Consider the following 19,313-nt stretch of genomic DNA (forward strand, 5'->3'; position numbering starts at 1 on the left):
GTATGAGCCGTAGAATGAACGCAATGGGAACCCTCGTCGTGCCGGTGCTGGCATGGGTGACCTACATTTTCCTGATGGCGCCGTCGCTGATCGTTGTTCCGATCTCGTTCGGCTCCGGCACCGAGCTGCAATTTCCCCCGCGCGACCTGTCGGTCGACCTCTACCGCCAGTTCTTCACCGATCCCTCCTGGTGGGGCGCCCTGACCCAGAGCTTGTTCGTCGCGCTCTGCGTGACCGTGCTGACAACGGCGATCACGGTGCCGGCGGCCTATGCACTGAACCGGGCACGCCTGCCGGGAACCGGCCTTTGGAAGGCGCTGGCGATGGGGCCGCTGCTGGTGCCGATGATCGTGCTGGCGCTTGGGCTCTACCTTCAGCTTGCTCCTTACGGGATGCTGAACCGGACCGTCACCGTGGTGCTGACCCACTCGATGCTGGCGATCCCCTTCATGATGGTTTCCGTCAGCGCCTCGCTTCGACACCTCGATCCAGCCTATGAGCAGGTCTGCCTGATCATGGGGGCGAGCAAGGCGACGATCTTTTTCCGCGTGGTCCTGCCGCAGCTGAAATCCGGAATCGCGGGCGGTGCGCTCTTCGCGTTCCTGATCTCGCTGGACGAAGTGATCGTCTCCTACTTCATCACCGGTCCCGAAACGGAGACCCTTCCGGTCAAGATGTTCAGCGCGCTGCGCTGGGAAATCTCTCCGGTCATCGCGGCGGTTTCGACCCTGTTGACGGTGGTTTCCCTGGTCCTGGCGCTGGCAATGATGCGCCTTGAACGCAAGGGGCAGGCGACATGACCGTTGCCGCACTGAACGTCAATCCTCCGATGCCGCAAGGAAACGTAAAAAGCATGACTCAAAGTTCGACCGCTTCGGACATGATCCGCGTCTCAAACCTGACCCGTCGCTATGGAGATTTCGTCGCCCTCGACAGTGTCGACCTCGCCGTGAAGGAAGGCGAATTCGTCACGCTGCTTGGGCCTTCAGGGTCGGGCAAGTCGACGCTGCTGAACCTGATCTCGGGCATGACCCAGGTCAGCGAGGGGCAGATCGAGATCGACGGGCGCGACGCAACGCATGTGCCGACCAACGCGCGCGGTCTGGGCATGGTGTTCCAGAACTACGCGTTGATGCCGCACATGACGGTGTTCGACAACATCGCCTTCCCGCTGCAGGTGCGCAAGGTGGCCAAGTCGGAGATCGAGACCCGCGTGCGCGAAGTGCTGAGCCTGATCCAGCTTGAGCACGTCGCCGACCGCAAGCCCAAGCAGCTGTCCGGCGGCCAGCAGCAGCGTATCTCGCTGGCGCGGTGCATCGTCTATCGCCCGCCGATCATCCTGATGGACGAACCTCTCGGCGCGCTCGACAAGAAACTGCGTGAGGATATGCAGCTCGAAATCAAGCGGCTTCACGCCGAACTTGGCGTGACGATCATCTATGTCACGCACGACCAGGAAGAGGCCCTCGCGATGTCCGACCGCATCGTCTTGATGCGCAACGGCCGGATCGAGCAGCAGGGCAACCCCGAAGACCTCTACTTCAAACCCGAAACGCTGTTCGCGGCCGATTTCCTCGGCTCCTCGAACCTGTTCTTCGGCAAGATCGACGCCGCCTCCGGCACCCTGGTCACGGGGGCAGGCAAGCTGCCCTACGAAAACGCGGCCCCCGGCGCGGCCGACACGGGCGAAGCCGTCCTCATGGTGCGCCCGGAATCCCTGTCCATGGAGGCGAAACAGAATTGGCCCGGTATCGAAGCGGAAGTGCTCGATACCGTGGTTCTGGGTGGTTTCCAGCGTCACTACCTCCGGGCGGATGACGGGACGCAACTGACGGTTCAGGTTCCGACGAGCCCGAACGCGCAGCGCCCGGAAAGACGCTCCCGCGTGACCGTCAGCTGGGATTCGTCCGATGCCCGCCTCCTGCCGCCGGATCCGGCCTTCAAATCAGAATGAAAAACTGAAGTTCAACAAGGAAAGGAAAATTCATGTCGAAACTTCTTAAGCCCTCCCGCCGCGCGGTTCTGCACGGTCTGTCAACCGGGGCAATGGCGCTGGCCGCTCCGGCCGTTTTCACCGGCCGTGCCTTCGCACAGGACAGCAAGATCACCGTAACCTCGTGGGGCGGCAGCTACCACGAGATGGTGCAGACCAACTTCGTCGAGCCGTTCACGGCCGAGACGGGTATCGAGGTGCAGCTGGTCGACAATGGCGACATGGCAAAGGTCAAGGCGCAGGTTCTGAGCAACTCCGTGACCTGGGACGTGATCGACGCGCCGGCCGCTTTCGCAACCTCCGGTGCCAAGCAGGACCTCTGGGAAGAGCTCGACCCCGAGCTGGTCAACATGTCCGGCCTGGTCGAAGCGCCGAACCCCTATTACATGCCGCTCTACCTCTACAGCGGCGGTCTTCTCTGGAACACCGAACGTCACCCCGACGGCCAGCACCCGGTCGATTTCGCGGGCTTCTACGATGTCGAGCAATTCCCGGGACGCCGCTGCATGCGGTCGCTGGCACCTGAAACTCTGGAAGCGGCGCTTGTCGCGGACGGCGTGGCGCCGGAAGACCTCTACCCGCTGGACGTCGAGCGCGCCTTCGCCAAGCTTGACGAGCTGAAGCCGCATGTCTCGACCTTTGCCAGCTCGACCCCGGAACAGGTGTCGTCGGTCACCCAGAACGAGGCGGACTTCTCCTACAGCTACTACAACCGCGTGAACTCTGCGCGGCAGGGCGGCGCGGCGCTGGACTTCTCGTTCGACCAGACGAACAACTCGCTCGACTTCTTCGCCATCCCGAAAGGCTCGCCCAACAAGGAAGCCGCCATGCGGTTCATTGAATTCTGCATGCGCCCCGAACAACAGAAGGCATGGTCGCTTGCGGGCTTCTACGTGCCGAACCGTATGTCGGTGCTGGAAGAAATCCGGAACAGCGATCAAGGCGGCTACCTGCCGGATCTCGGCAACGGCCGCAATGTCGTTATCGACCCAGCTTGGTGGGGCGACAACTACGACGCCGTTCAGCGCCGGTACGCCGAGTGGATGATCAGCTAAACACCTTTTGATCGGAATGACGCGGATGTTGGACACGACCGATTTTTTGACCTCGCTGCAAACCGTGGTGGGCGAAGCCCACGTCCTCACGGCAGACGACCAGGTCGCGGGTTTTCTCATCGACGTGCGGAGGCGTTACGAAGGCGACGCTCTCTGCATCGTCGAGCCCGGCTCGACCGCAGAGGTAAGCGACGTGGTTCGGTTGTGTGCCCGGCACCGTATCCCGATCACCCCCATCGGCGGCAATACCGGCCTTGTCGGTAGTGCCGCCGTTGTGGCAAGAAAATCCGAAAGCGGAGAGATCATTAAGGGCATCGGCCTGTCGATGCGCCGGATGAACAGGATCCGCGAGATTTCTCCGTTGGCGGAAACCATCACCGTCGAGGCGGGTTGCGTTCTTCAATCCATTCAGGACGCGGCCGAGGCAGAAGACATGCAGTTTCCCCTCAGCCTCAGCGCCGAGGGGAGCTGCCAGATCGGCGGGAACATCGCCACGAACGCGGGCGGCACGGCCGCGCTGCGCTTCGGGGTCACGCGCAATCTGGTTCTCGGGCTGGAAGTGGTGCTGCCTTCGGGCGAAATCATCAGCAGGCTGTCCGGCCTGCGCAAGAACAATACCGGGTATGACCTCAAGCAGCTTTTCATCGGCTCGGAGGGCACGCTCGGAATTATCACTGCCGCAGTTCTGCGCATTTTCCCGCGGCCGCTAAGCCGCGAAACGGCGCTGGTCGCGGTCGACTCGGTCGACGCCGGTCTCAAGATCCTTCGACGGATGAAGGCGGCATTCGGCGAGCGCGTCACCGCAGCCGAGATCACCGAAGCCGACTACATGCGCCTTGTACTGGAGCAGATGCAGGGCACGCGGCTTCCGTTCGAGGCCCTGCCAACATGGTCCTTGCTGCTCGAGGTTTCCGACACGCGCGAAGACACCGATCTTGCAGCCTTGATGCAGGAGACGCTGGTCAAGGCGCTGGAAGACGAACTGGCGCAGGACGTTGTCATCGCCCAGAACGACCGCCAGGCAGAGGAGTTCTGGTTCCTCCGCCACGCGGTGTCCGACGCGATCCGCCATTCCGGGCCGAACATGTCGCATGACAGCTCAGTGCCGCTGATGTGTCAGGAGGATTACGTCGAGATGACCCGAGAGCGGATCCTCGAGGCGTTCCCGGACTCGCGCCCGCTCTACGTCGGCCACCTCGGCGACGGCAACATGCACCTCGTGGTGCTCTTCGCCCAGGGCAGGTTCCCCCATCCCGATGACTACAACAAGGTTTCGGGCGAACTGGACCAGATCATCGACGACGTCGTCTCGGAACTGCAGGGCGGTGTCACCGCGGAACACGGGATCGGTCTGAGTTACCGCGCGCGACTTGCCCGGGCCGTCGGCCCCGAAGAGATTGCTATCATGCGCGGGATCAAGCGGGTCTTCGATCCGGATAACATCATGAATCCAGGCAAACTCTTTCTCGGTGACTGACCGGAAAACGACGTCCTTTCTGGATTGCCGGGAAGCGCGGGCACAGGCCCGGCGGCGCCTGCCACGGGGTGTTTTCGAATACATCGATCGGGGGACCGAAGCTGAGACGGCCATGTCTCACAACCGCGCGCGGTTCGACGCGCTGCGCGTGGTGCCCCGGGTTCTTACTGGCGGGGCGGCGCGTGATCTGTCGGCGGATTACCTGGGAACGCACCGAGAGCTCCCCTTCATCATGGCGCCCACTGCCTTTTCGGGCATGGTCCGCCACAGGGGCGACATCGCGCTCAGCCGGGCCGCGCGCAGCCTCGGCCTGCCGTTCTGCGTCGCCACCGAAGGCCTTCTATCGATAGACGAAATTGCCGCGGCTTCCCCTGCCGAGCATTGGTTTCAGATCTACCTCTGGACAGGCGAGGAAAACTGGCGGCCATTGCTGGCACGAGCCCGGGATGCAGGCGTCGAAATACTGGTGATGACGATCGACACACCAGTATATCCCAAGCGGACATTCAACCAGCACAACGGCTTCGGTCTGCCGCTGCGATACGGGCCGCGCAACATTGCCGATGTGCTGTCACGCCCCCTATGGGCCGCGGACGTTCTCGGGCGCGCCTTGGTCAGAGGTGGCTTGCCACGGTTCGCCCATCACCCCCGCGCCGCGGAGGCAACCATTACCGGGCGTGATGTGCCGCCGATGACCCACCAGGCAGGTCTGAACTGGGATCACGTGGCCAAGGTCCGCGCGGCCTGGAAGGGAAAGCTACTTCTGAAGGGAATCCTACACCCCGACGATGCCCGGCGCGCGGTTTCCGAAGGGGCCGACGGGGTCATCGTGTCAAGCCATGGCATGCGAAACCTCGACATTTCCGTCGCGCCGCTCGACATGCTGCCCGCGCTGCGGAAGGCCCTGGGCGACAAGACGACACTCCTTGCCGATAGCGGGGTGCAGCGGGGCAGCGATGTCTTCAAGCTGCTCCATGCGGACGCGGATGCCGTCCTGTTGGGGCGGGCGATGCTCTATGGCCTGGCAAGTGGCGGGCAGGCCGGTGTGCAGGCGATGGTTGATATCCTTGCCGACGAACTGGACCGAACCATGGCGATGTGCGGATGCCGAACGCTCGCAGACATTCGCCAAGCTTCCGTCGAACGCGATTACATTGGCAAATAAGGCCCGGCGGGGCGTGTCACGTCCGACAGTGGCGCGGCCTTGCCTGGGTGCCCATGCCCGTCGCTCTGGCCTTGTCCTCCGACAGATCCTCCCGTCCGCGTTCCGGCCGAAAAACCCCGAAAGATCATAACTTTTGGCACGTTCTGAGCCAACTCAATTGAATGTTCCTTATACCTTCCCCACTGCTAGCATCCCTCCGAAACTCAAGAAGACAAGTTTGGAGAAACCCCCCATGCAGAATGAAGCCGTGACGTCGCAAATTGACAGGCTGCAGATTCCCCTGCCGGACAAGGCATTCATCGGTGGCGCATGGGTTTCGGCCAGATCAGGCAAGACCTTGCCCTGTATATTCCCCGGCACCGGCGAAACCATCGGCACCGTCGCCGATTGCGATGCCGCGGATGTCGATGACGCCGTCAAGAGCGCCCGCGCCGCCTTCGAGGCCGGCACATGGTCGCGCATGGCCCCGCAGGACCGGCGCCGCATCATGCTCCGGTTCTCCGAGCTGATCCTCGAAAACCGCGATGATCTCGCCCTGCTCGAAACCCTGAACGTGGGCAAGCCGCTCGTCAACGCCACCAATGGCGACATTCCCTCCGCCGCAGGCTGCGTCGCCTGGTTCGGCGAGGCGATCGACAAGATCTACGGCGAGGTTGGCCCCACCGACGACTCGATGCTTGCCATCGCAGTGCGCGAGCCCGTCGGCGTCGTGGGCGCCGTGGTGCCTTGGAACTTCCCGCTCTCCATGCCGCGTGGAAATTCGCACCGGCGCTCGCCGCCGGCAACTCGGTCACCCTCAAACCGGCCGAGCAATCCCCCTACACCGCGCTGCGCATTGCCGAACTGGCCGTCGAAGCCGGCATTCCCGCGGGCGTCTTCAACGTCCTCTCCGGATACGGTGAAACCGCAGGGCAGGCGCTTGGCCGCCACATGGATGTCGATTGCCTGGCCTTCACGGGCTCGACCGCCGTCGGCCGGATGTTCCAGGTCTATGCCGGCCAAAGCAACGGCAAGCGCGTCAGCCTCGAACTCGGCGGCAAGTCGCCCCAGGTCGTCCTCGCCGACGCCGATCTCGATGCCGCCGCCGCCGGCGTCGCGGCGGGCATCTTCTCCAACGCGGGCCAGGTCTGCAACGCGGGCTCCCGCGTCGTGGTCCAGGACGGCATCAAGGACAAGCTCCTTGAAAAGGTGGTCGAGAAAGCCCGCGAGATCGTCGTGGGCGACCCGTTCGACGCGGCCACCAAGATGGGCCCGCTGGTTAGTGCCGAACAGTACGAGCGTGTCCTGAGCTATATGGAGACCGGCCTCGAACAGGGCGCAACCATCGCGACAGGCGGCGGCAAGCTCAACGAGGAAACCGGGGGCTACTACGTGGCGCCGACGATCTTCGACAACGTCAACAACGACATGCGCATCGCCCGGGAAGAAATCTTCGGGCCGGTCCTCTCGGTGATTTCGGTGAAGGATGCCGAAGAGGCCGTGAAGGTCCCCAAAGACACCGATTTCGGCATGATGCCGCGCAAGTCTTTCCACGACGCCAAGCATCTCTTTCCGCAGTCGATCTTCAGCGAGATGTTGCTCGAAACACTCAAGTCATCGGTGGACGATGCTGTCCTGAGGTGTCCATTGCGTCGGCCGGTGTGATATGCCGGTGAAAAGAATGAAAAATTGCAACTGTTGTCCGCCTGGCCAGGTTGTCCTGATATGGCTCTTGGACAAGACATGTCACACCATCGCGATCGGTGTCACCGGCGAGCCCACCGAACCTGGCAGGCGCAATGGCGGGGCTGTAAGGAAGAAGGCTGAACGTTGGTTTTCACTCAGCCATGCGGCAAGTTCCCCGAAATGCCACAACTCACCAAGGTGGATGCCGAGTTTGAAAAGACAGTGGTTGTGCAACGGCAACGCCGGGAAACGTTCTTCATCTGGCACACGCGATGGGTAGGCCTCAACTGCGAAATTGTCTGCACAGATAGCCACGATACCACTGTCAGTGACCCAGTTGAGCAGCCGCTCATCCCTGCCGTCAAGCACGGCGCAGGCATTGGCCAGAACCTCTCCGTCTGGCTGTTTGTTCATCGACAGAACAAGGTCGGCAAAGCCAGTGTTGAGGCAAAGAAAGTCCCCTGATTCCACCTCGACATCCATGCCGTCCATGGCTTTCATGAGGGCGTCGTAGTCGATCAGTTTACGATCGCGTCCGTAAGCTCTCTCAAGGTCGACCATCACGCCGCGACCCTGCACACCACAGGCCGCCAGGTTCTCGATGCCGAGGGCCGCGGCTCCGTGATCGTCCCCCTCATCGGGCCCGACGATATCGCTACCGCCGCGATAACCGTTGTAATAGACCTTCTCGGCCACACCGTCGCCGTCGGCATCAAATCGCATGCCGACGTGAGCAAGTGCATCCCATTGCGTTGAATACTGGGTGTACAGCGTTACCGCGTCATCGGATATTACGTCGCAATAACAAGGTGAAACGCCCGATAGATCGAAGTTGAAATTATGACCGTCCCCTCGTTTTTCATGGTGGAAGACGGGTTCCTTGCGGAGGGGGAAAAGCACGTTGCCGCCCGGATAGTCCAGTGGAAGCGACAGGCAGAATGACCGCCCTTCGCGGATCTCGCGGGCACCGCGCAGCCGCGCCTCGGGCGTGAGCAGATTCATCCGGCCGATCTGATCATCCGGGCCGAAATCCCCCCAGTTTGATCCTTCGGGCCGGTTTTTCCAGCGTTGTTCTGTCATGGCGTCCTCCCGTTGCTGAGTCTTTCGATACGCTCGCGCGAAGGCAGAACGTTGCGGTCCTGCAACTGACGGATCAGCTTGCGGAACATGTCTTCGCTATCGACACAGCCGCCAAAGCCCGCCTTGCGGAGCTTGATGGTCGAAACGATCACTGGCGCAGGCGGGCGCTTGGCGCCGGTCGCGAAAATGAAATCGGCATAGTGATGGGAGCGGCCCATGAGCGCGCCGAGGTCTTCACAGGCCAGCCCCTCCAACCGGGCAAGCGCGCGCCACTCTTCCGCCCGCGGCGGAAGGGTATCGGCCAGACGCTGCGGCGCGTCAGAGCCGGGCGTAGCACCGAGTGCCTCGGCGATGGCGGGCCAGACGTTGCGCCACGCGAAGACATCGCCATTGGTGATGTTGAATATCTCGTTTCTTGCGGTTTCAGCTTCGGCGGCCCAGAACAACGCCCCGGCGATAAGCCCGGCATCCACCGCTTCCAGCACGTAATCCGGCCCGCCGGTGAAGCAAAGCGGCCGCCCCTGCGCAGCTTCCAGCGCGGAAAAGGCACCAATCACCGGCAGCACGTTCATAACTGCGCCGATGGCATCGCCAAAGACAACTTGGGGCCGCCAGATAGTGAACCCGAAACCCGCTTTCTCGGCCGCGGCCCGCAGCAGGTCTTCCTGAAGCCAATAGAAATTCTCATGGTCATGGCGCGGCCAGCTTTCACGGGCGGGAACAGGGAAGGGGCGGATATGAACGCCGTAGGCCTTTGTGCCTTGAAAGGCCGAGACGTGGGAAAGCGAGCCCGACATGCCGAGCGGTTCGAGCAGATTTTCCAGCATGGCACGGTTGGTTTCCATCTGCGCCGCCGAGCGCCAGCCGTTTACGAGATCCGGTTCCTCGTAGACGGCGGCATACACGAGGTGAGTGACGGGATCGAGGCCGGCGATGGCCTCGACGCATGCGGTGGAATTGGTCAGGTCGACGGGAAGATGGGCGTAGGTGCAGTCCAGTTTTGGATCGCGCCGCGAGAGCGCCGTGACCTTCCAGCCGGCGGACGCGAAACGGGCAACGGCCGCCCGGCCGATGACCCCTGAGGCACCCGCGATCAGGACGTGCGGTTGCGCCATCTCATCCCCTCTGACTGAAGCGTCGACCGATAAGCCCGGCGGCAATATTGATCTTCTGAATGTCGATCGACCCGCCGGCGATGCCCCAGCCAAAGCTGTCCCTCACGCGGCGTTCCATTCCGTATTCCTTCGCGTAGCCGTACCCTCCCATGAGTTGCATCGCGGTGGTTGTCACTTCCCGCGTCATCTCGTTGGCCATGCATTTGGCCATGGCGGCTTGCTGGCTGTCGGGCAGGCCAGTCTCGGCGTTGGCTGCGGCACGATGGATCATCAGCCGCGTGGCCTCTACCTTTACGGCCATTTCGGCCAGTTTGATCTGTACCGCCTGAAAGTCGACGATCGGCTTGCCGAACTGATGGCGTTCCTGAACGTATTGAGTCACCATCTCGAGCGCCCCCGACGCGGTGCCGAGCGCCATGGTGGCATTGCCCAGCCGCTCGATGTTGAAAAGACCCATCAGCTTGCCGAATCCGCCAGCCTCTACGATCACGTGTTCGCGTGGCACCCGAACTTCGTCGAAATTCATATCGGCCGAGGATACGCCGCGGAAGCCCATAAGCTTTTCTTGCGGGCCGAAGCTGAGCCCCTCCGTATCGCGATCGACGAAAACTGCTCCCACGCCCTTGGCGCCCTGGATGCCGTCGAACCTGCAGAAAACGACATATCCATCCGAATGGCCTGCACCCGAGCACCAGCGCTTGGCGCCGTTGATGACGACCTCTTGGCCATCCAAACGGGCCGTGGTTCGGAGATCTGTCAGGGCCGTGCCCGCGTCGGGTTCCGACATGGAGATAGCCACCAGCAACTCGCCTGCGGCCGCCTGAGGCACAACACGCGCGGCAAGATCCGGATGCCCAAGCGCCTCGACGATGCGGACCGGCCCGGCGCAGCATTCGAAGACAGGAAAGGCCACCCCGACCGAGACCTTGGCGAATTCTTCCATGACGAGAAAGGCATCGAGATGCGACAGGCCCAGTCCGCCATATTCCTCCCGCGTGTTTACCCCCAGGAAGCCCATGTCACCGTAGCGTTTGAGCCAATCATGGCTCACCGGCTCGGCCGTGTCGTCTATCTCCCGCGCAAGGTCCGGCAGTTCGGCCTGCACGAACTTGCGCGCGGTTTCCTTCAAGGCTTTCTGATCGTCAGAGAGGTCGAAATTCATCTGGCTTACGCCTCCATCATGTAATCGAAACGCCCGCTTCCAAGAACGGTGGCCTCACGCTCCGGTACGCGCATTTCGAAGGCGGCCTTGCCGGGGCTTTCCGTCCAGTAGTCGATGCTCAGGGTCTCCCCGGGGTAGACCGGCGCCGAGAAACGTCCCGCCAAGCTCTTAACTCGCGAGCCATCCGCGTCGCACAGCGCATCCATCATGCCCCGGCACGCGATGCCGAAGGTGGACAGCCCATGCAGAATAGGTCTTTCGAACCCGGCCTTGCGCGCGACGGTGGGGTCGGAATGCAGCGGGTTGAGATCGCCCGAAAGCCGGTAAATCAGCGCCAGTTGCGGCGGCGTGGACACGCTGACCGTGCCGTCCGGAGCGCGTTCTGGCGGCCTTTCCATCGTCACGCTCTGCCGGGCGCTGCCGCCGAACCCGCCGGCCCCGCGGCAGAAAACATTGTGATTGACGCTGGCGATGGGCTCGCCCGTTTCGGCGTCGGAAATCTCGCGTTCGGTCACGATCAGCGCGCCCTTGCCGGGGCCCTTGTCCACCAGTTCAACGATCCGCGTCTTTGCCCGGATGCGGCCCTCGACGGGCAGGGGGCCATGCATGCGCATGGCCTGTTCGCCATGAACGACCTTGAGGTAATCCACGCCGGTCTTCTCGTCCCGCAGCCAGGCACCGTCATAGCCCAGTACGTTGACCATGGCCGGCATGGCCTGCATTTGCTGAGCATGGTCAAGAAAACGCAATTGCCGCTTGTCGAGCGGGTCGTCGCCATAACCGAGGCCGAGCGCATAGATCGCGGCGTCCTTCCAGGACCACTCCTGTACGATCTCGTCGCGATCGAGCGACATCAGGTAGTCGGGGTTAAGTGGCATCAGACCGGATCCCACGAGATGACATCCGCGGAGCGTTCGAGCGGGGTGAGATGCGGCCGGAACGCAGATGCCATCTCGGCAATGCTCTCTGCCGTCCAGCCATCGCCGCGGTGCAGGCTGCGTACCGGGCGCGGCTGGGAAAAGAGGTAGATCTCATTGTTGCGGGCCGAAAAGATCTGGCCCGAAATTCCTGCCGCCGCGTCTGAGCCGAGGAAGGCTACAAGCGGTGCAATCTTCTCGGGGGTCATCCGCTTCAGCTTGGCGACACGATCCTTGTCGGCTTCCGTCTCGGTGGGAATGGAACTGACCATGCGCGACCATGCGAAAGGCGCGATGCAGTTCGAGCGCACGTTGTACCGCTGCATGTCCATCGCGATGGCCCGCGACAGGCCCACGATGCCCATCTTGGCGGCCATGTAGTTGGCCTGACCGAAATTGCCGATCAGCCCGGCCGTGGACGTCATGTGAACCATGGCGCCGCCGTTCTGGTTGCGGAAGACTCCCGCTGCGGCCCGGCTGAGGTAAAAGCTTCCCATCAGGTGTACATCGATCACGGCGCGGAACTGGTCGGGATCCATCTTGTGGAAGATTGCGTCACGCAGGATACCGGCATTGTTCACCACGAGGTCGAGCCCGCCGAAATTGTCCATCGCAGATTGCATCATCTGCTGAACGCCGTCCCATTCGCTGACCGATGCCGTGGAGCCGACCGCCTGGCCTCCGTTGGACCGGATGCCTTGGGCCACCGCGTCGGCGGCGCCGGCGTTCTCGGCTTCGCCGGTGAGGGTCACACCGATATCGTTGACAACCACATTGGCGCCTTCTCTGGCGAGGCCTTCGGCAATGGCCTTGCCCACGCCTTGCCCCGCGCCTGTGACGATTGCGGTTTTTCCTTCCAGAACCCCTGTCATGGTGTCTCCCTGTCTGCATGCTGTTTCTTCGGATGCGTGGTCAAAGCGCAGCCTCCGTGCCCAGAATGGCGGTGGCCTGGCTGGAAAGAACACCGCCATTGGCATGTGCGAGCGCAATTTCGGCGCCATCGACCTGTCGCGCACCGGCCTGTCCGCGTAGTTGAAGCACCGCTTCGATTAATGTGAAAAGCCCATACATACCGGGGTGGTTGCAGCTCAGGCCCCCGCCGTTCGTGTTCACCGGCAGGCTGCCGCCCGGTGCGATGGCGCCTGAGGACACGAAGGCCCCGCCTTCGCCCTTTGGGCAGAACCCGAGATCTTCGAGGAACATCAGCGTGCAGATGGTGAAGGCGTCGTAGACCATTACGTGGTCGATATCCTCGGGCCGCACGCCCGCCTGGGCCATGGCCGCTGCACCGGAGTGTTTCGCCGCGGTCTCTGAGAGAGAGGGCATAGATGCTATCTGGCGATGGCTCACGGCGATACCGCTGCCCAGCACCGGCACGGGTGGCTGGCGCAAATCACGGGCCCTGTCCGTCCGGGTCAGAACGATGGCAGCGCCGCCATCGGTGACAAGGCAGCAATCCGCCTTGGTCAGCGGGTCGTTCACCATGCGAGCCGACAAAACGTCATCGGCGGTCAATTCTTCCCGTTCGAAGGCGGCGGGGTTCATACGTGCCCATTCGCGCGCGGCCACGGCCACCCGGGCCAGGTCCTCGCGCGTGGTGCCATAGTCATGCATATGCCGTCCCGCAGCCAACGCGTAGCTCGAAAGCGGGTAACGTGGCTTGTAGGGCGCTTCGAAGGGCTGCGGGTCCGGCATAGGGGCAAGCTTGCCGCCAGCGCTGCGCTGGTTGGAGCCGTAACATACGAGCGCCACGTCGCACTGGCCGGTCGCGAGCGCCGACATGGCAGAGCGCAGGTGAAACAGGAATGAAGCCCCACCCACCATCGTGCCGTCGGCATGTCGCAGTTGCCCCGCGACACCAAGGCGTTCGGCAGCGTTGAGAACCGGCAGCCCGCTGGTGGAGTGCGCGCAATAGAGCGCATCCACGTCTTTCAGGGAGAGGCCGGCGTCTTCCAGCGCAAGGAAGGTGGCCTCCTGCAACTGGTCGAAGGCCGTTCGCCCGGGCGCATTCCAGCGATTGGTGTTGCCGATTCCGGCCACGGAAATGGCGCCGCGCAGATCGCTCATGCCCGCTCCTCCGCGCGATCGAAGACGACCACGAGTGTTTCGCCACCTGTGTCGACACGGGCAGTGACGCGCTGTCCGATCTGTACTTCCTCCGCGGTCACGCCTTCCACCCGGCTCATGATGCGCGGGCCTTCGTCGAGTTCGATGATTGACACGTCATAGGCGCCGTCGCGAGCGCGCACGGTCGTCGTGGCATACACGGTGCCCGGGCCGCTGGCGGGCACGAGGGCAGGCTCGGGGGCACCGCAAGCCTGACAGGTAGCCACGGGCGGAAACTGGGATGCATTGCAGGCGCCGCAGGTCTGGATGGCGAACACGCCGCTTTCAAGAAGGTCTGTCCAGCGTGTCTCGGGGCCGGCCCCGTCGAATCTGGGGTCTGTCGTGCTCATTGCATTTCGTCCTGATTGGCGTGGGTAAGGGCGGCAAAGGCGATCGCCTCGTCGAAGGGCAGTTCAGCCGCCGCGACGAGCGCCGACTTGTATCTGGCAAGGAGGTCGGCCGCGCCACTATGCAAGACCCCGGCGGCCCCAAGGGCGGTCAGGGGGCAGGGCTCGGCCAGAAACGCGCGTGCGGCGACCTGGCCCATGCGATTGGCGGCAAGCGCCGCAATCAACGGCCCACGATGTGCACCGTCCGCGCCGGTGGCGTCGGACACCGAAACCAAGTCGGCGAGCAGCGCCAGGGCCACCCCGCGCGGGCCGAATTCGCCCGAAAGAGCAAGCGAAACGGGCATCCGCGAGCGGGCCAGAATGGTGATCCAGGTGCTGGCGTCTGCCTGAAGCGCGGCGCGCATCTCACCTTCGATAAAAAGGGCACCACCCGCGCGCAAGGCCTTGCCGATGCCTCGGCCGAGCTCGGCATCCGTCATGGTGTCGGAAATCTTGAAGGCGGTCATCGGTCAGTTTCCCGTGAAGTCGGGCTGGCGTTTCTCAAGAAAGGCAGTGATCCCTTCGCTGGCATCGGAAGAAGCCAGCAGGTTGGCCATCAAGGCGACCTCGTGGTCGAGCGCGGCCACCGCGGACATCCGCCAACGCGCTCTCATTGCCGATTTGACTGCGCGCAGGGCCAGAGGGGCTTTGCGGGCGAGGTGTTCTGCTTCCGTGGCGGTGGCGCCAAGCAGCGCCTCTTTCGGCACGACCCTGTCGACCAACCCGGCGCGACGGGCGGCATAGGCGTCGACGAACCCTCCCCGCATGGCTGCCTCGGCCTGCATTCCTCGGCCTGCGCGTTCTCCCCAAAGTTGGGTGCCACCCGCCCCTGGGATGATGCCGAGGTTGATTTCAGGCTGGCCGAAAACCGCCGTGTCGGAGGCGATCACGATGTCTGCGGCCAGTGCGATCTCGCAGCCGCCGCCAAGGCAGAAGCCCGATACCGCGGCGATGACCGGAAGACGCGAGTCGCGAATGCGCTCAAAGCCGAAGCGGTTGGGCGAAGTCACGTAGCTCGCTGCCGTTTGCCCGGACAGCATGTCGATATCCGCCCCGGCCGAGAAGGTATCTGCTCCGCCAGTCAGGATGATGATCTGCGTTTCGCCATCGGCCTCGGCGGCCTCCATCGCTTCGGCCATGCCAGTGAGAACGGCCACGTTGAGCGCGTTGCGCGCCTCGGGGCGGCTGATCGTTATGGTCGTCACGGCGGCCTTGCGGGCCGTATGAATCACGGGCTTGTCAGTCGTGGGCATGGGGCTCCTCCTGGCGAGAACGTGACATACCAGTGGGTATGCTGACAAGATGGAATCACAAATTTCTGCTCTTGGCCCGTTGTTAGAAGGCGCTGATTTGTGGTCGATCATAGAGGATTTTCTGATATTTTCGGCGAGGAGAAGCTTGGGTTCATCCGCAGAAATCATGCACGCGATCTTTATATTTAATGAAATAAAAACAGTGTAATAAAGATATTCTGCGCCTGCAGAAACATAGCTAGTTCGTAGCGTGGTCATTGACCGACCGTTTGTGTGTACGTGGAAGGCTTGCTTTTTGTGTGTTGGCTTCCGGAGTATCGGAATGGGTTGACGCATGAACATACCTATGAGTATGCTTTTTGTGTTAGGGAGGAAAAACATGCACAAACTAGTCAAGCCAATTGTATCTGCCGTCGTGGGGCTCGGCCTCGCGGCCAGCGCCGCGATCGCGCAGGAAGATCCCGTCAAGGTCGGGGTTATCTTCCCCTTCAGCGGAGGGGCCGGGCCTCAGGGGAAGCACGTGAGTTGGGCCATCGAATCGATGGCTGCGATCATCAACGAGGATGGCGGCGTCATGGGGCGCCAGATCGAACTTGTGATGCGGGACGACGAATCGACCCCCGCCGTGGGCGTGTCTCGCGCCAATGAGCTGATTGCCGAAGGTGTCGAGGTCATCATCGAAGGCTGGAACAGCCCTGTGACGCTGGCCATGCAGCCGGTCATCAATCGCGCGGGTATTATGGATATCACCGCGATTTCAAAGGCCGACCCGATCCTTTCGGGCGAGGGGAACCCGCTGGCGGTGCGCTTCAACAGCTCGAACGCCCAGGATGGTGAGGTTGTTGCCAAGTACATCGTCGACAACGCCCTGACCCGCGTGGCCTTCATGACGGAAAACGATGCCTACGGGAACGGCGCGCAGGCGTCCATCCAGTCGGCCCTCGAAAAGATGGGCCATGAATACGAGGTCGTGGCTGAAGAGAAGTTCCCCTTCGATCAGGCCGATTTCCGGGTCTCGCTCTCCAACGTGAAGTCGGCCGAGCCGGACGTGACGATTGCGATCAATGCAAATGAAGGTCTGGGCATGCCGGCGCTGATCCGCCAGCATTCTCGCTCTCGAGTTCCGGGGCAGCTGGTTGCAGCCGTGGGTACCGTGGCGCCCAGCGTCATCGAGGTGGCCGGCGAAGCGGCCAATGGCCTGATCGGTGCGGATATCTACTTTCCGGCGGTCGAGCCTTTCGCGTCAAACGAGGCGAACATGGCCTTTGTCTCCAAGACGGAAGAGCTGCACGACTACACGCCTGACAAGTTCATGGCACTTGGTGCAGCAGCGCTGCAAATCTGGGCGAAGGCGGTGGAAGACACCGGCAGTTTCGCCAAGGAAGATGTCGCAAAACGCATGCGTGGCGGCAGCTTTGAAGGCACCATTCTGGGTGACATAACGTTCGGTGACAACGGCCAGCTCAACTCAAACCACTATCTCTTCGACGTGGTGGATGGCGAGATCGTCGTCCGGACCGGCAGCTGAGCAGCAGGGCGATCGCCAGATGACTGTTTCTCAAGGCAACGGGCGGTCGCTCACCGTCGATGGGCTTCGGGTGCGCTATGGTGCGCTCGTTGCCCTCGACGGGGTCTCCTTCACCGTGAGGCCGGGCGAAATCCTCGGGATCATCGGCCCGAACGGCGCCGGCAAGAGCACCTGCTACAATGCCACGACCAACATGGTGCAACGTGCCGGTCGCGTGCGGATCGGTGATCAGGATGTGACCGACGTGCCCGCCCATGGCCTCGCCGCGCTCGGTCTGCGCCGGGCGTTTCAACAAAACACGTTCTTTTCCAACATCACCGTTCTCGAAAACATGATCGCCGTGATGCAACATGCCCACGGCTCATCCCTTGGTCAGACAATTTTTCGTCCTCTGGCCTCTGCCCGGCGCGCAGCCCAGGCCCGAGACGCGGCCCGCGAAGCGCTGGTCTGGATGGGCATCCCTGAAGCCTACCATGACAGCTACCCGACGCAGATTCCCTATGGCACGCAGCGCTCTCTTTCGATCGCGCTCGCCAACGCCACGGGTGCCGACATCCTGTTGCTGGACGAACCGGCAGCCGGACTCGGCGGCGAAGACATGCAGAACCTCGTCGACCTGATGCTCACGCTCAGGGACAACGGCGTCGCGCTGGTCGTCATCGAACATCACATGGATCTGATCATGAGCGTCACCGACCAAATCGTCGTGCTCGATCAGGGCCGCATGATCGCAAGCGGCGTGCCCGCAGACATCCGCAACTCTCCCGAGGTGCTGGAAGCCTACCTGGGGCGTGCGGAATGACCGAGCAGGCAAAAAGTCCGGTTCTCGAGATCGAGAACCTAACGGCCGACTACAACGGCAACCGGGCACTGACGGTAAATCGCCTTGCACTCCACGAGCAGGAGCTCATGGGGGTTGTGGGGGCCAATGGTGCCGGGAAGTCCACGCTTGTCGGGGCAATCCTCAACTGGTCGCGCGGCGCGCCTCGCGTTTCAGGCCGTGTTGTGCTCGACGGCGAGGACTTGAGCCGGCTGGACACGACACAGCGCGTGAAGAAGGGGCTGCTTCTCATTCCCGAGAGCCAATTGATCTTCCACACAATGAGTGTGGCCGACAACCTTGCCCACCACGCATCCGAGGCCGAAGCTGCGGGGCGGCATATCTACTCGCTGAATGACATCTACGATCTCTTTCCCAACCTCGCCAACCGGCGTGAGCATCTGGGAGGGCAATTGTCGGGTGGCGAGCGGCAGATGCTTGGCATCGCGCGGGCTCTGCGCCTCGCGCCAAGGGTTCTTCTACTCGACGAGCCCTCGATCGGCCTCGCGCCTAAGCTCGTCTCGACTGTGCTCAAGACGATCCGACAGCTGGCCGACAACGGGCTGACCGTGCTGCTCATCGAGCAAAACGTGAAAGCAGCGATAGAGGTGGTCGACAAGGTGGCGTTGATCGAACGCGGCCGGATCCTGGCCGAGGGCACCGCCACCGAGATGCGAGACGACCCACGCATCGCAGAAGCCTATCTGGGAGGGCAGGCCCCATGAATTTTGCACAACAGGTTATCAACGGGCTCGTTCTTGGTCATGCATATGCGCTCATCGCCATCGGCTGGACGGTGCTTCTGGGTGTGGCCCGGCTCGTCAATTTCGGACACGGGCAGATGTATATGCTCGGTGCCTTCGTCACCTGGTTCGCCATGACAGGTCTCGACCTGCCCTATCTCGCCGCCATACCGCTGGCGATGATGGTGGGCGTCGGCGTGGGATACGTCATGCAGCGCACCATGCTCAGCCTCACCATAAGGCAGGATCTTGTCTCGGTCATGATCGTAACGCTCGGGTTCGGCTACGTGATTGAGGGGGCCGCGGCGCTCACCTTCGGTTCGACCGGGCAGATACTGGATACGCCGCTTTCCCTGAAAGACATTTACTGGGGCGATATCTGGTTCACCTGGCAGGACGTGGCCACTGTCATCGTCACGATCCTGGTTTTCATCTCGCTGAAATACGTGATCGAGCACAGCCCGGTTGGCCGCAAGGTGCGCATGGTCGCCGAAGATCCCAAGCTTGCGCAGCTGGCGGGTATTTCCATCAAGCGCATCTACCTGGGCGTATTCGCCTTCGAGGGGGCCACGGTTGCACTGGCCGCGGCCATGGTTGCACCGCGCACGCCAATCCTGACTTCGATGGGCTTCGAGGAGGTGATCATCACCTTCGTGGTCGTGGTCCTGGGCGGCATCGGCTCGGTAACGGGCAGTTACCTCGCCGGGCTGGGCCTCGGGCTCTTCACTGCGTTCTTCGGGGCCTATGTTTCCTCGGCCTACGCGACCGCCGCGATGTTCGTGGTTTTGATCGCGGTGCTGGTCTTGCGTCCGGGCGGCATGACCCAGAAGATGGGAGGTCATTGA

At 62.5% G+C, this 19,313-nt stretch carries 18 protein-coding genes and 1 pseudogene; 10 read left to right on the forward strand and 9 right to left on the reverse strand.

What is annotated here, in order from left to right; translation table 11 throughout:
* Positions 1–2 precede the first annotated feature (2 nt).
* From RIdsm_RS07235 to RIdsm_RS07260, 6 genes and pseudogenes are all read left to right on the forward strand, one after another.
* Positions 3–800: an ABC transporter permease gene (locus tag RIdsm_RS07235; protein ID WP_057814915.1), complete on the forward strand. Its 798-nt coding sequence runs from the start codon at positions 3–5 to the stop codon at positions 798–800.
* Positions 801–853: 53 nt separating this feature from the next.
* Positions 854–1,954, forward strand: coding sequence for an ABC transporter ATP-binding protein (locus RIdsm_RS07240; protein ID WP_177228410.1), 1,101 nt, complete (start codon positions 854–856; stop codon positions 1,952–1,954).
* Between the two features lie 32 nt (positions 1,955–1,986).
* Positions 1,987–3,048, forward strand: coding sequence for an ABC transporter substrate-binding protein (locus tag RIdsm_RS07245; protein ID WP_057814920.1), 1,062 nt, complete (start codon positions 1,987–1,989; stop codon positions 3,046–3,048).
* Between the two features lie 25 nt (positions 3,049–3,073).
* Positions 3,074–4,525, forward strand: coding sequence for an FAD-binding oxidoreductase (locus RIdsm_RS07250; protein ID WP_057815115.1), 1,452 nt, complete (start codon positions 3,074–3,076; stop codon positions 4,523–4,525).
* Positions 4,518–5,690, forward strand: coding sequence for an alpha-hydroxy acid oxidase (locus RIdsm_RS07255; RefSeq protein WP_160325832.1), 1,173 nt, complete (start codon positions 4,518–4,520; stop codon positions 5,688–5,690). The genes RIdsm_RS07250 and RIdsm_RS07255 overlap by 8 nt, the downstream gene beginning before the upstream one ends.
* A 232-nt stretch (positions 5,691–5,922) precedes the next feature.
* Positions 5,923–7,334: pseudogene (locus RIdsm_RS07260) on the forward strand (aldehyde dehydrogenase family protein).
* A gap of 81 nt (positions 7,335–7,415) precedes the next feature.
* Here RIdsm_RS07260 and RIdsm_RS07265 read toward each other — a convergent pair.
* From RIdsm_RS07265 to RIdsm_RS07305, 9 genes are read right to left on the reverse strand one after another with little or no spacing between them, the layout of a single operon-like run.
* The gene (locus RIdsm_RS07265; protein ID WP_057814928.1) at positions 7,416–8,435 is read right to left on the reverse strand and encodes a cyclase family protein; all 1,020 of its coding nucleotides are present in this window, start codon (positions 8,433–8,435) and stop codon (positions 7,416–7,418) included.
* Positions 8,432–9,550, reverse strand: a complete 1,119-nt coding sequence (locus RIdsm_RS07270) for an NAD-dependent epimerase/dehydratase family protein (RefSeq protein WP_057814930.1) — start codon at positions 9,548–9,550, stop codon at positions 8,432–8,434. Before RIdsm_RS07270 ends, RIdsm_RS07265 begins: the two co-directional genes overlap by 4 nt.
* A gap of 1 nt (position 9,551) precedes the next feature.
* Complete coding sequence (locus RIdsm_RS07275; protein WP_057814932.1) at positions 9,552–10,712, reverse strand: acyl-CoA dehydrogenase family protein; 1,161 nt, start codon at positions 10,710–10,712, stop codon at positions 9,552–9,554.
* A 5-nt stretch (positions 10,713–10,717) separates the two neighbouring features.
* On the reverse strand, positions 10,718–11,590 hold the full coding sequence (locus RIdsm_RS07280) for a MaoC/PaaZ C-terminal domain-containing protein (RefSeq protein ID WP_057814934.1): 873 nt from the start codon (positions 11,588–11,590) through the stop codon (positions 10,718–10,720).
* Positions 11,590–12,501, reverse strand: coding sequence for an SDR family oxidoreductase (locus tag RIdsm_RS07285; protein ID WP_057814936.1), 912 nt, complete (start codon positions 12,499–12,501; stop codon positions 11,590–11,592). Before RIdsm_RS07285 ends, RIdsm_RS07280 begins: the two co-directional genes overlap by 1 nt.
* 40 nt (positions 12,502–12,541) lie before the next feature.
* Entirely contained in the window at positions 12,542–13,696 is a 1,155-nt protein-coding gene (locus tag RIdsm_RS07290; protein WP_057814938.1) for an acetyl-CoA acetyltransferase, read from the reverse strand.
* Positions 13,693–14,085: a Zn-ribbon domain-containing OB-fold protein gene (locus tag RIdsm_RS07295; RefSeq protein ID WP_057814940.1), complete on the reverse strand. Its 393-nt coding sequence runs from the start codon at positions 14,083–14,085 to the stop codon at positions 13,693–13,695. The genes RIdsm_RS07290 and RIdsm_RS07295 overlap by 4 nt, the downstream gene beginning before the upstream one ends.
* Positions 14,082–14,591 carry a hypothetical protein gene (locus RIdsm_RS07300; RefSeq protein WP_057814942.1) on the reverse strand — a complete coding sequence of 170 codons (510 nt, stop codon included), beginning with the start codon at positions 14,589–14,591 and terminating at the stop codon, positions 14,082–14,084. The genes RIdsm_RS07295 and RIdsm_RS07300 overlap by 4 nt, the downstream gene beginning before the upstream one ends.
* 3 nt (positions 14,592–14,594) lie before the next feature.
* The gene (locus RIdsm_RS07305; RefSeq protein WP_160325833.1) at positions 14,595–15,635 is read right to left on the reverse strand and encodes an enoyl-CoA hydratase/isomerase family protein; all 1,041 of its coding nucleotides are present in this window, start codon (positions 15,633–15,635) and stop codon (positions 14,595–14,597) included.
* 88 nt (positions 15,636–15,723) lie between these two features.
* Here RIdsm_RS07305 and RIdsm_RS07310 point away from each other — a divergent pair, with 88 nt between their 5' ends.
* Genes RIdsm_RS07310 through RIdsm_RS07325 form a run of 4 tightly spaced genes read left to right on the forward strand, consistent with a single transcriptional unit; the run spans position 15,724 to position 19,313 of the window.
* A complete protein-coding gene (locus RIdsm_RS07310) occupies positions 15,724–16,905 on the forward strand; it encodes an ABC transporter substrate-binding protein (protein ID WP_201455562.1) in 1,182 nt (393 codons plus the stop codon).
* Positions 16,874–17,707: an ABC transporter ATP-binding protein gene (locus RIdsm_RS07315; RefSeq protein ID WP_217625296.1), complete on the forward strand. Its 834-nt coding sequence runs from the start codon at positions 16,874–16,876 to the stop codon at positions 17,705–17,707. The genes RIdsm_RS07310 and RIdsm_RS07315 overlap by 32 nt, the downstream gene beginning before the upstream one ends.
* A complete protein-coding gene (locus RIdsm_RS07320) occupies positions 17,704–18,450 on the forward strand; it encodes an ABC transporter ATP-binding protein (RefSeq protein ID WP_057814948.1) in 747 nt (248 codons plus the stop codon). Before RIdsm_RS07315 ends, RIdsm_RS07320 begins: the two co-directional genes overlap by 4 nt.
* Entirely contained in the window at positions 18,447–19,313 is an 867-nt protein-coding gene (locus RIdsm_RS07325; RefSeq protein WP_057814950.1) for a branched-chain amino acid ABC transporter permease, read from the forward strand. Before RIdsm_RS07320 ends, RIdsm_RS07325 begins: the two co-directional genes overlap by 4 nt.

Source organism: Roseovarius indicus, assembly GCF_008728195.1.
Lineage (GTDB): Bacteria > Pseudomonadota > Alphaproteobacteria > Rhodobacterales > Rhodobacteraceae > Roseovarius > Roseovarius indicus.

Excerpts from the sequence above, each read along its gene's own strand:
- RIdsm_RS07235 (WP_057814915.1), top strand. The coding sequence starts at position 3 with ATGAGCCGTAGAATGAACGCAATGGGAACCCTCGTCGTGCCGGTGCTG.
- RIdsm_RS07240 (WP_177228410.1), top strand. The coding sequence starts at position 854 with ATGACTCAAAGTTCGACCGCTTCGGACATGATCCGCGTCTCAAACCTG.
- RIdsm_RS07245 (WP_057814920.1), top strand. The coding sequence starts at position 1,987 with ATGTCGAAACTTCTTAAGCCCTCCCGCCGCGCGGTTCTGCACGGTCTG.
- RIdsm_RS07250 (WP_057815115.1), top strand. The coding sequence starts at position 3,074 with ATGTTGGACACGACCGATTTTTTGACCTCGCTGCAAACCGTGGTGGGC.
- RIdsm_RS07265 (WP_057814928.1), bottom strand. The coding sequence starts at position 8,435 with ATGACAGAACAACGCTGGAAAAACCGGCCCGAAGGATCAAACTGGGGG.
- RIdsm_RS07270 (WP_057814930.1), bottom strand. The coding sequence starts at position 9,550 with ATGGCGCAACCGCACGTCCTGATCGCGGGTGCCTCAGGGGTCATCGGC.
- RIdsm_RS07275 (WP_057814932.1), bottom strand. The coding sequence starts at position 10,712 with ATGAATTTCGACCTCTCTGACGATCAGAAAGCCTTGAAGGAAACCGCG.
- RIdsm_RS07280 (WP_057814934.1), bottom strand. The coding sequence starts at position 11,590 with ATGCCACTTAACCCCGACTACCTGATGTCGCTCGATCGCGACGAGATC.
- RIdsm_RS07285 (WP_057814936.1), bottom strand. The coding sequence starts at position 12,501 with ATGACAGGGGTTCTGGAAGGAAAAACCGCAATCGTCACAGGCGCGGGG.
- RIdsm_RS07290 (WP_057814938.1), bottom strand. The coding sequence starts at position 13,696 with ATGAGCGATCTGCGCGGCGCCATTTCCGTGGCCGGAATCGGCAACACC.
- RIdsm_RS07295 (WP_057814940.1), bottom strand. The coding sequence starts at position 14,085 with ATGAGCACGACAGACCCCAGATTCGACGGGGCCGGCCCCGAGACACGC.
- RIdsm_RS07300 (WP_057814942.1), bottom strand. The coding sequence starts at position 14,591 with ATGACCGCCTTCAAGATTTCCGACACCATGACGGATGCCGAGCTCGGC.
- RIdsm_RS07305 (WP_160325833.1), bottom strand. The coding sequence starts at position 15,635 with ATGACCACGCTACGAACTAGCTATGTTTCTGCAGGCGCAGAATATCTT.
- RIdsm_RS07310 (WP_201455562.1), top strand. The coding sequence starts at position 15,724 with ATGAGTATGCTTTTTGTGTTAGGGAGGAAAAACATGCACAAACTAGTC.
- RIdsm_RS07315 (WP_217625296.1), top strand. The coding sequence starts at position 16,874 with ATGGCGAGATCGTCGTCCGGACCGGCAGCTGAGCAGCAGGGCGATCGC.
- RIdsm_RS07320 (WP_057814948.1), top strand. The coding sequence starts at position 17,704 with ATGACCGAGCAGGCAAAAAGTCCGGTTCTCGAGATCGAGAACCTAACG.
- RIdsm_RS07325 (WP_057814950.1), top strand. The coding sequence starts at position 18,447 with ATGAATTTTGCACAACAGGTTATCAACGGGCTCGTTCTTGGTCATGCA.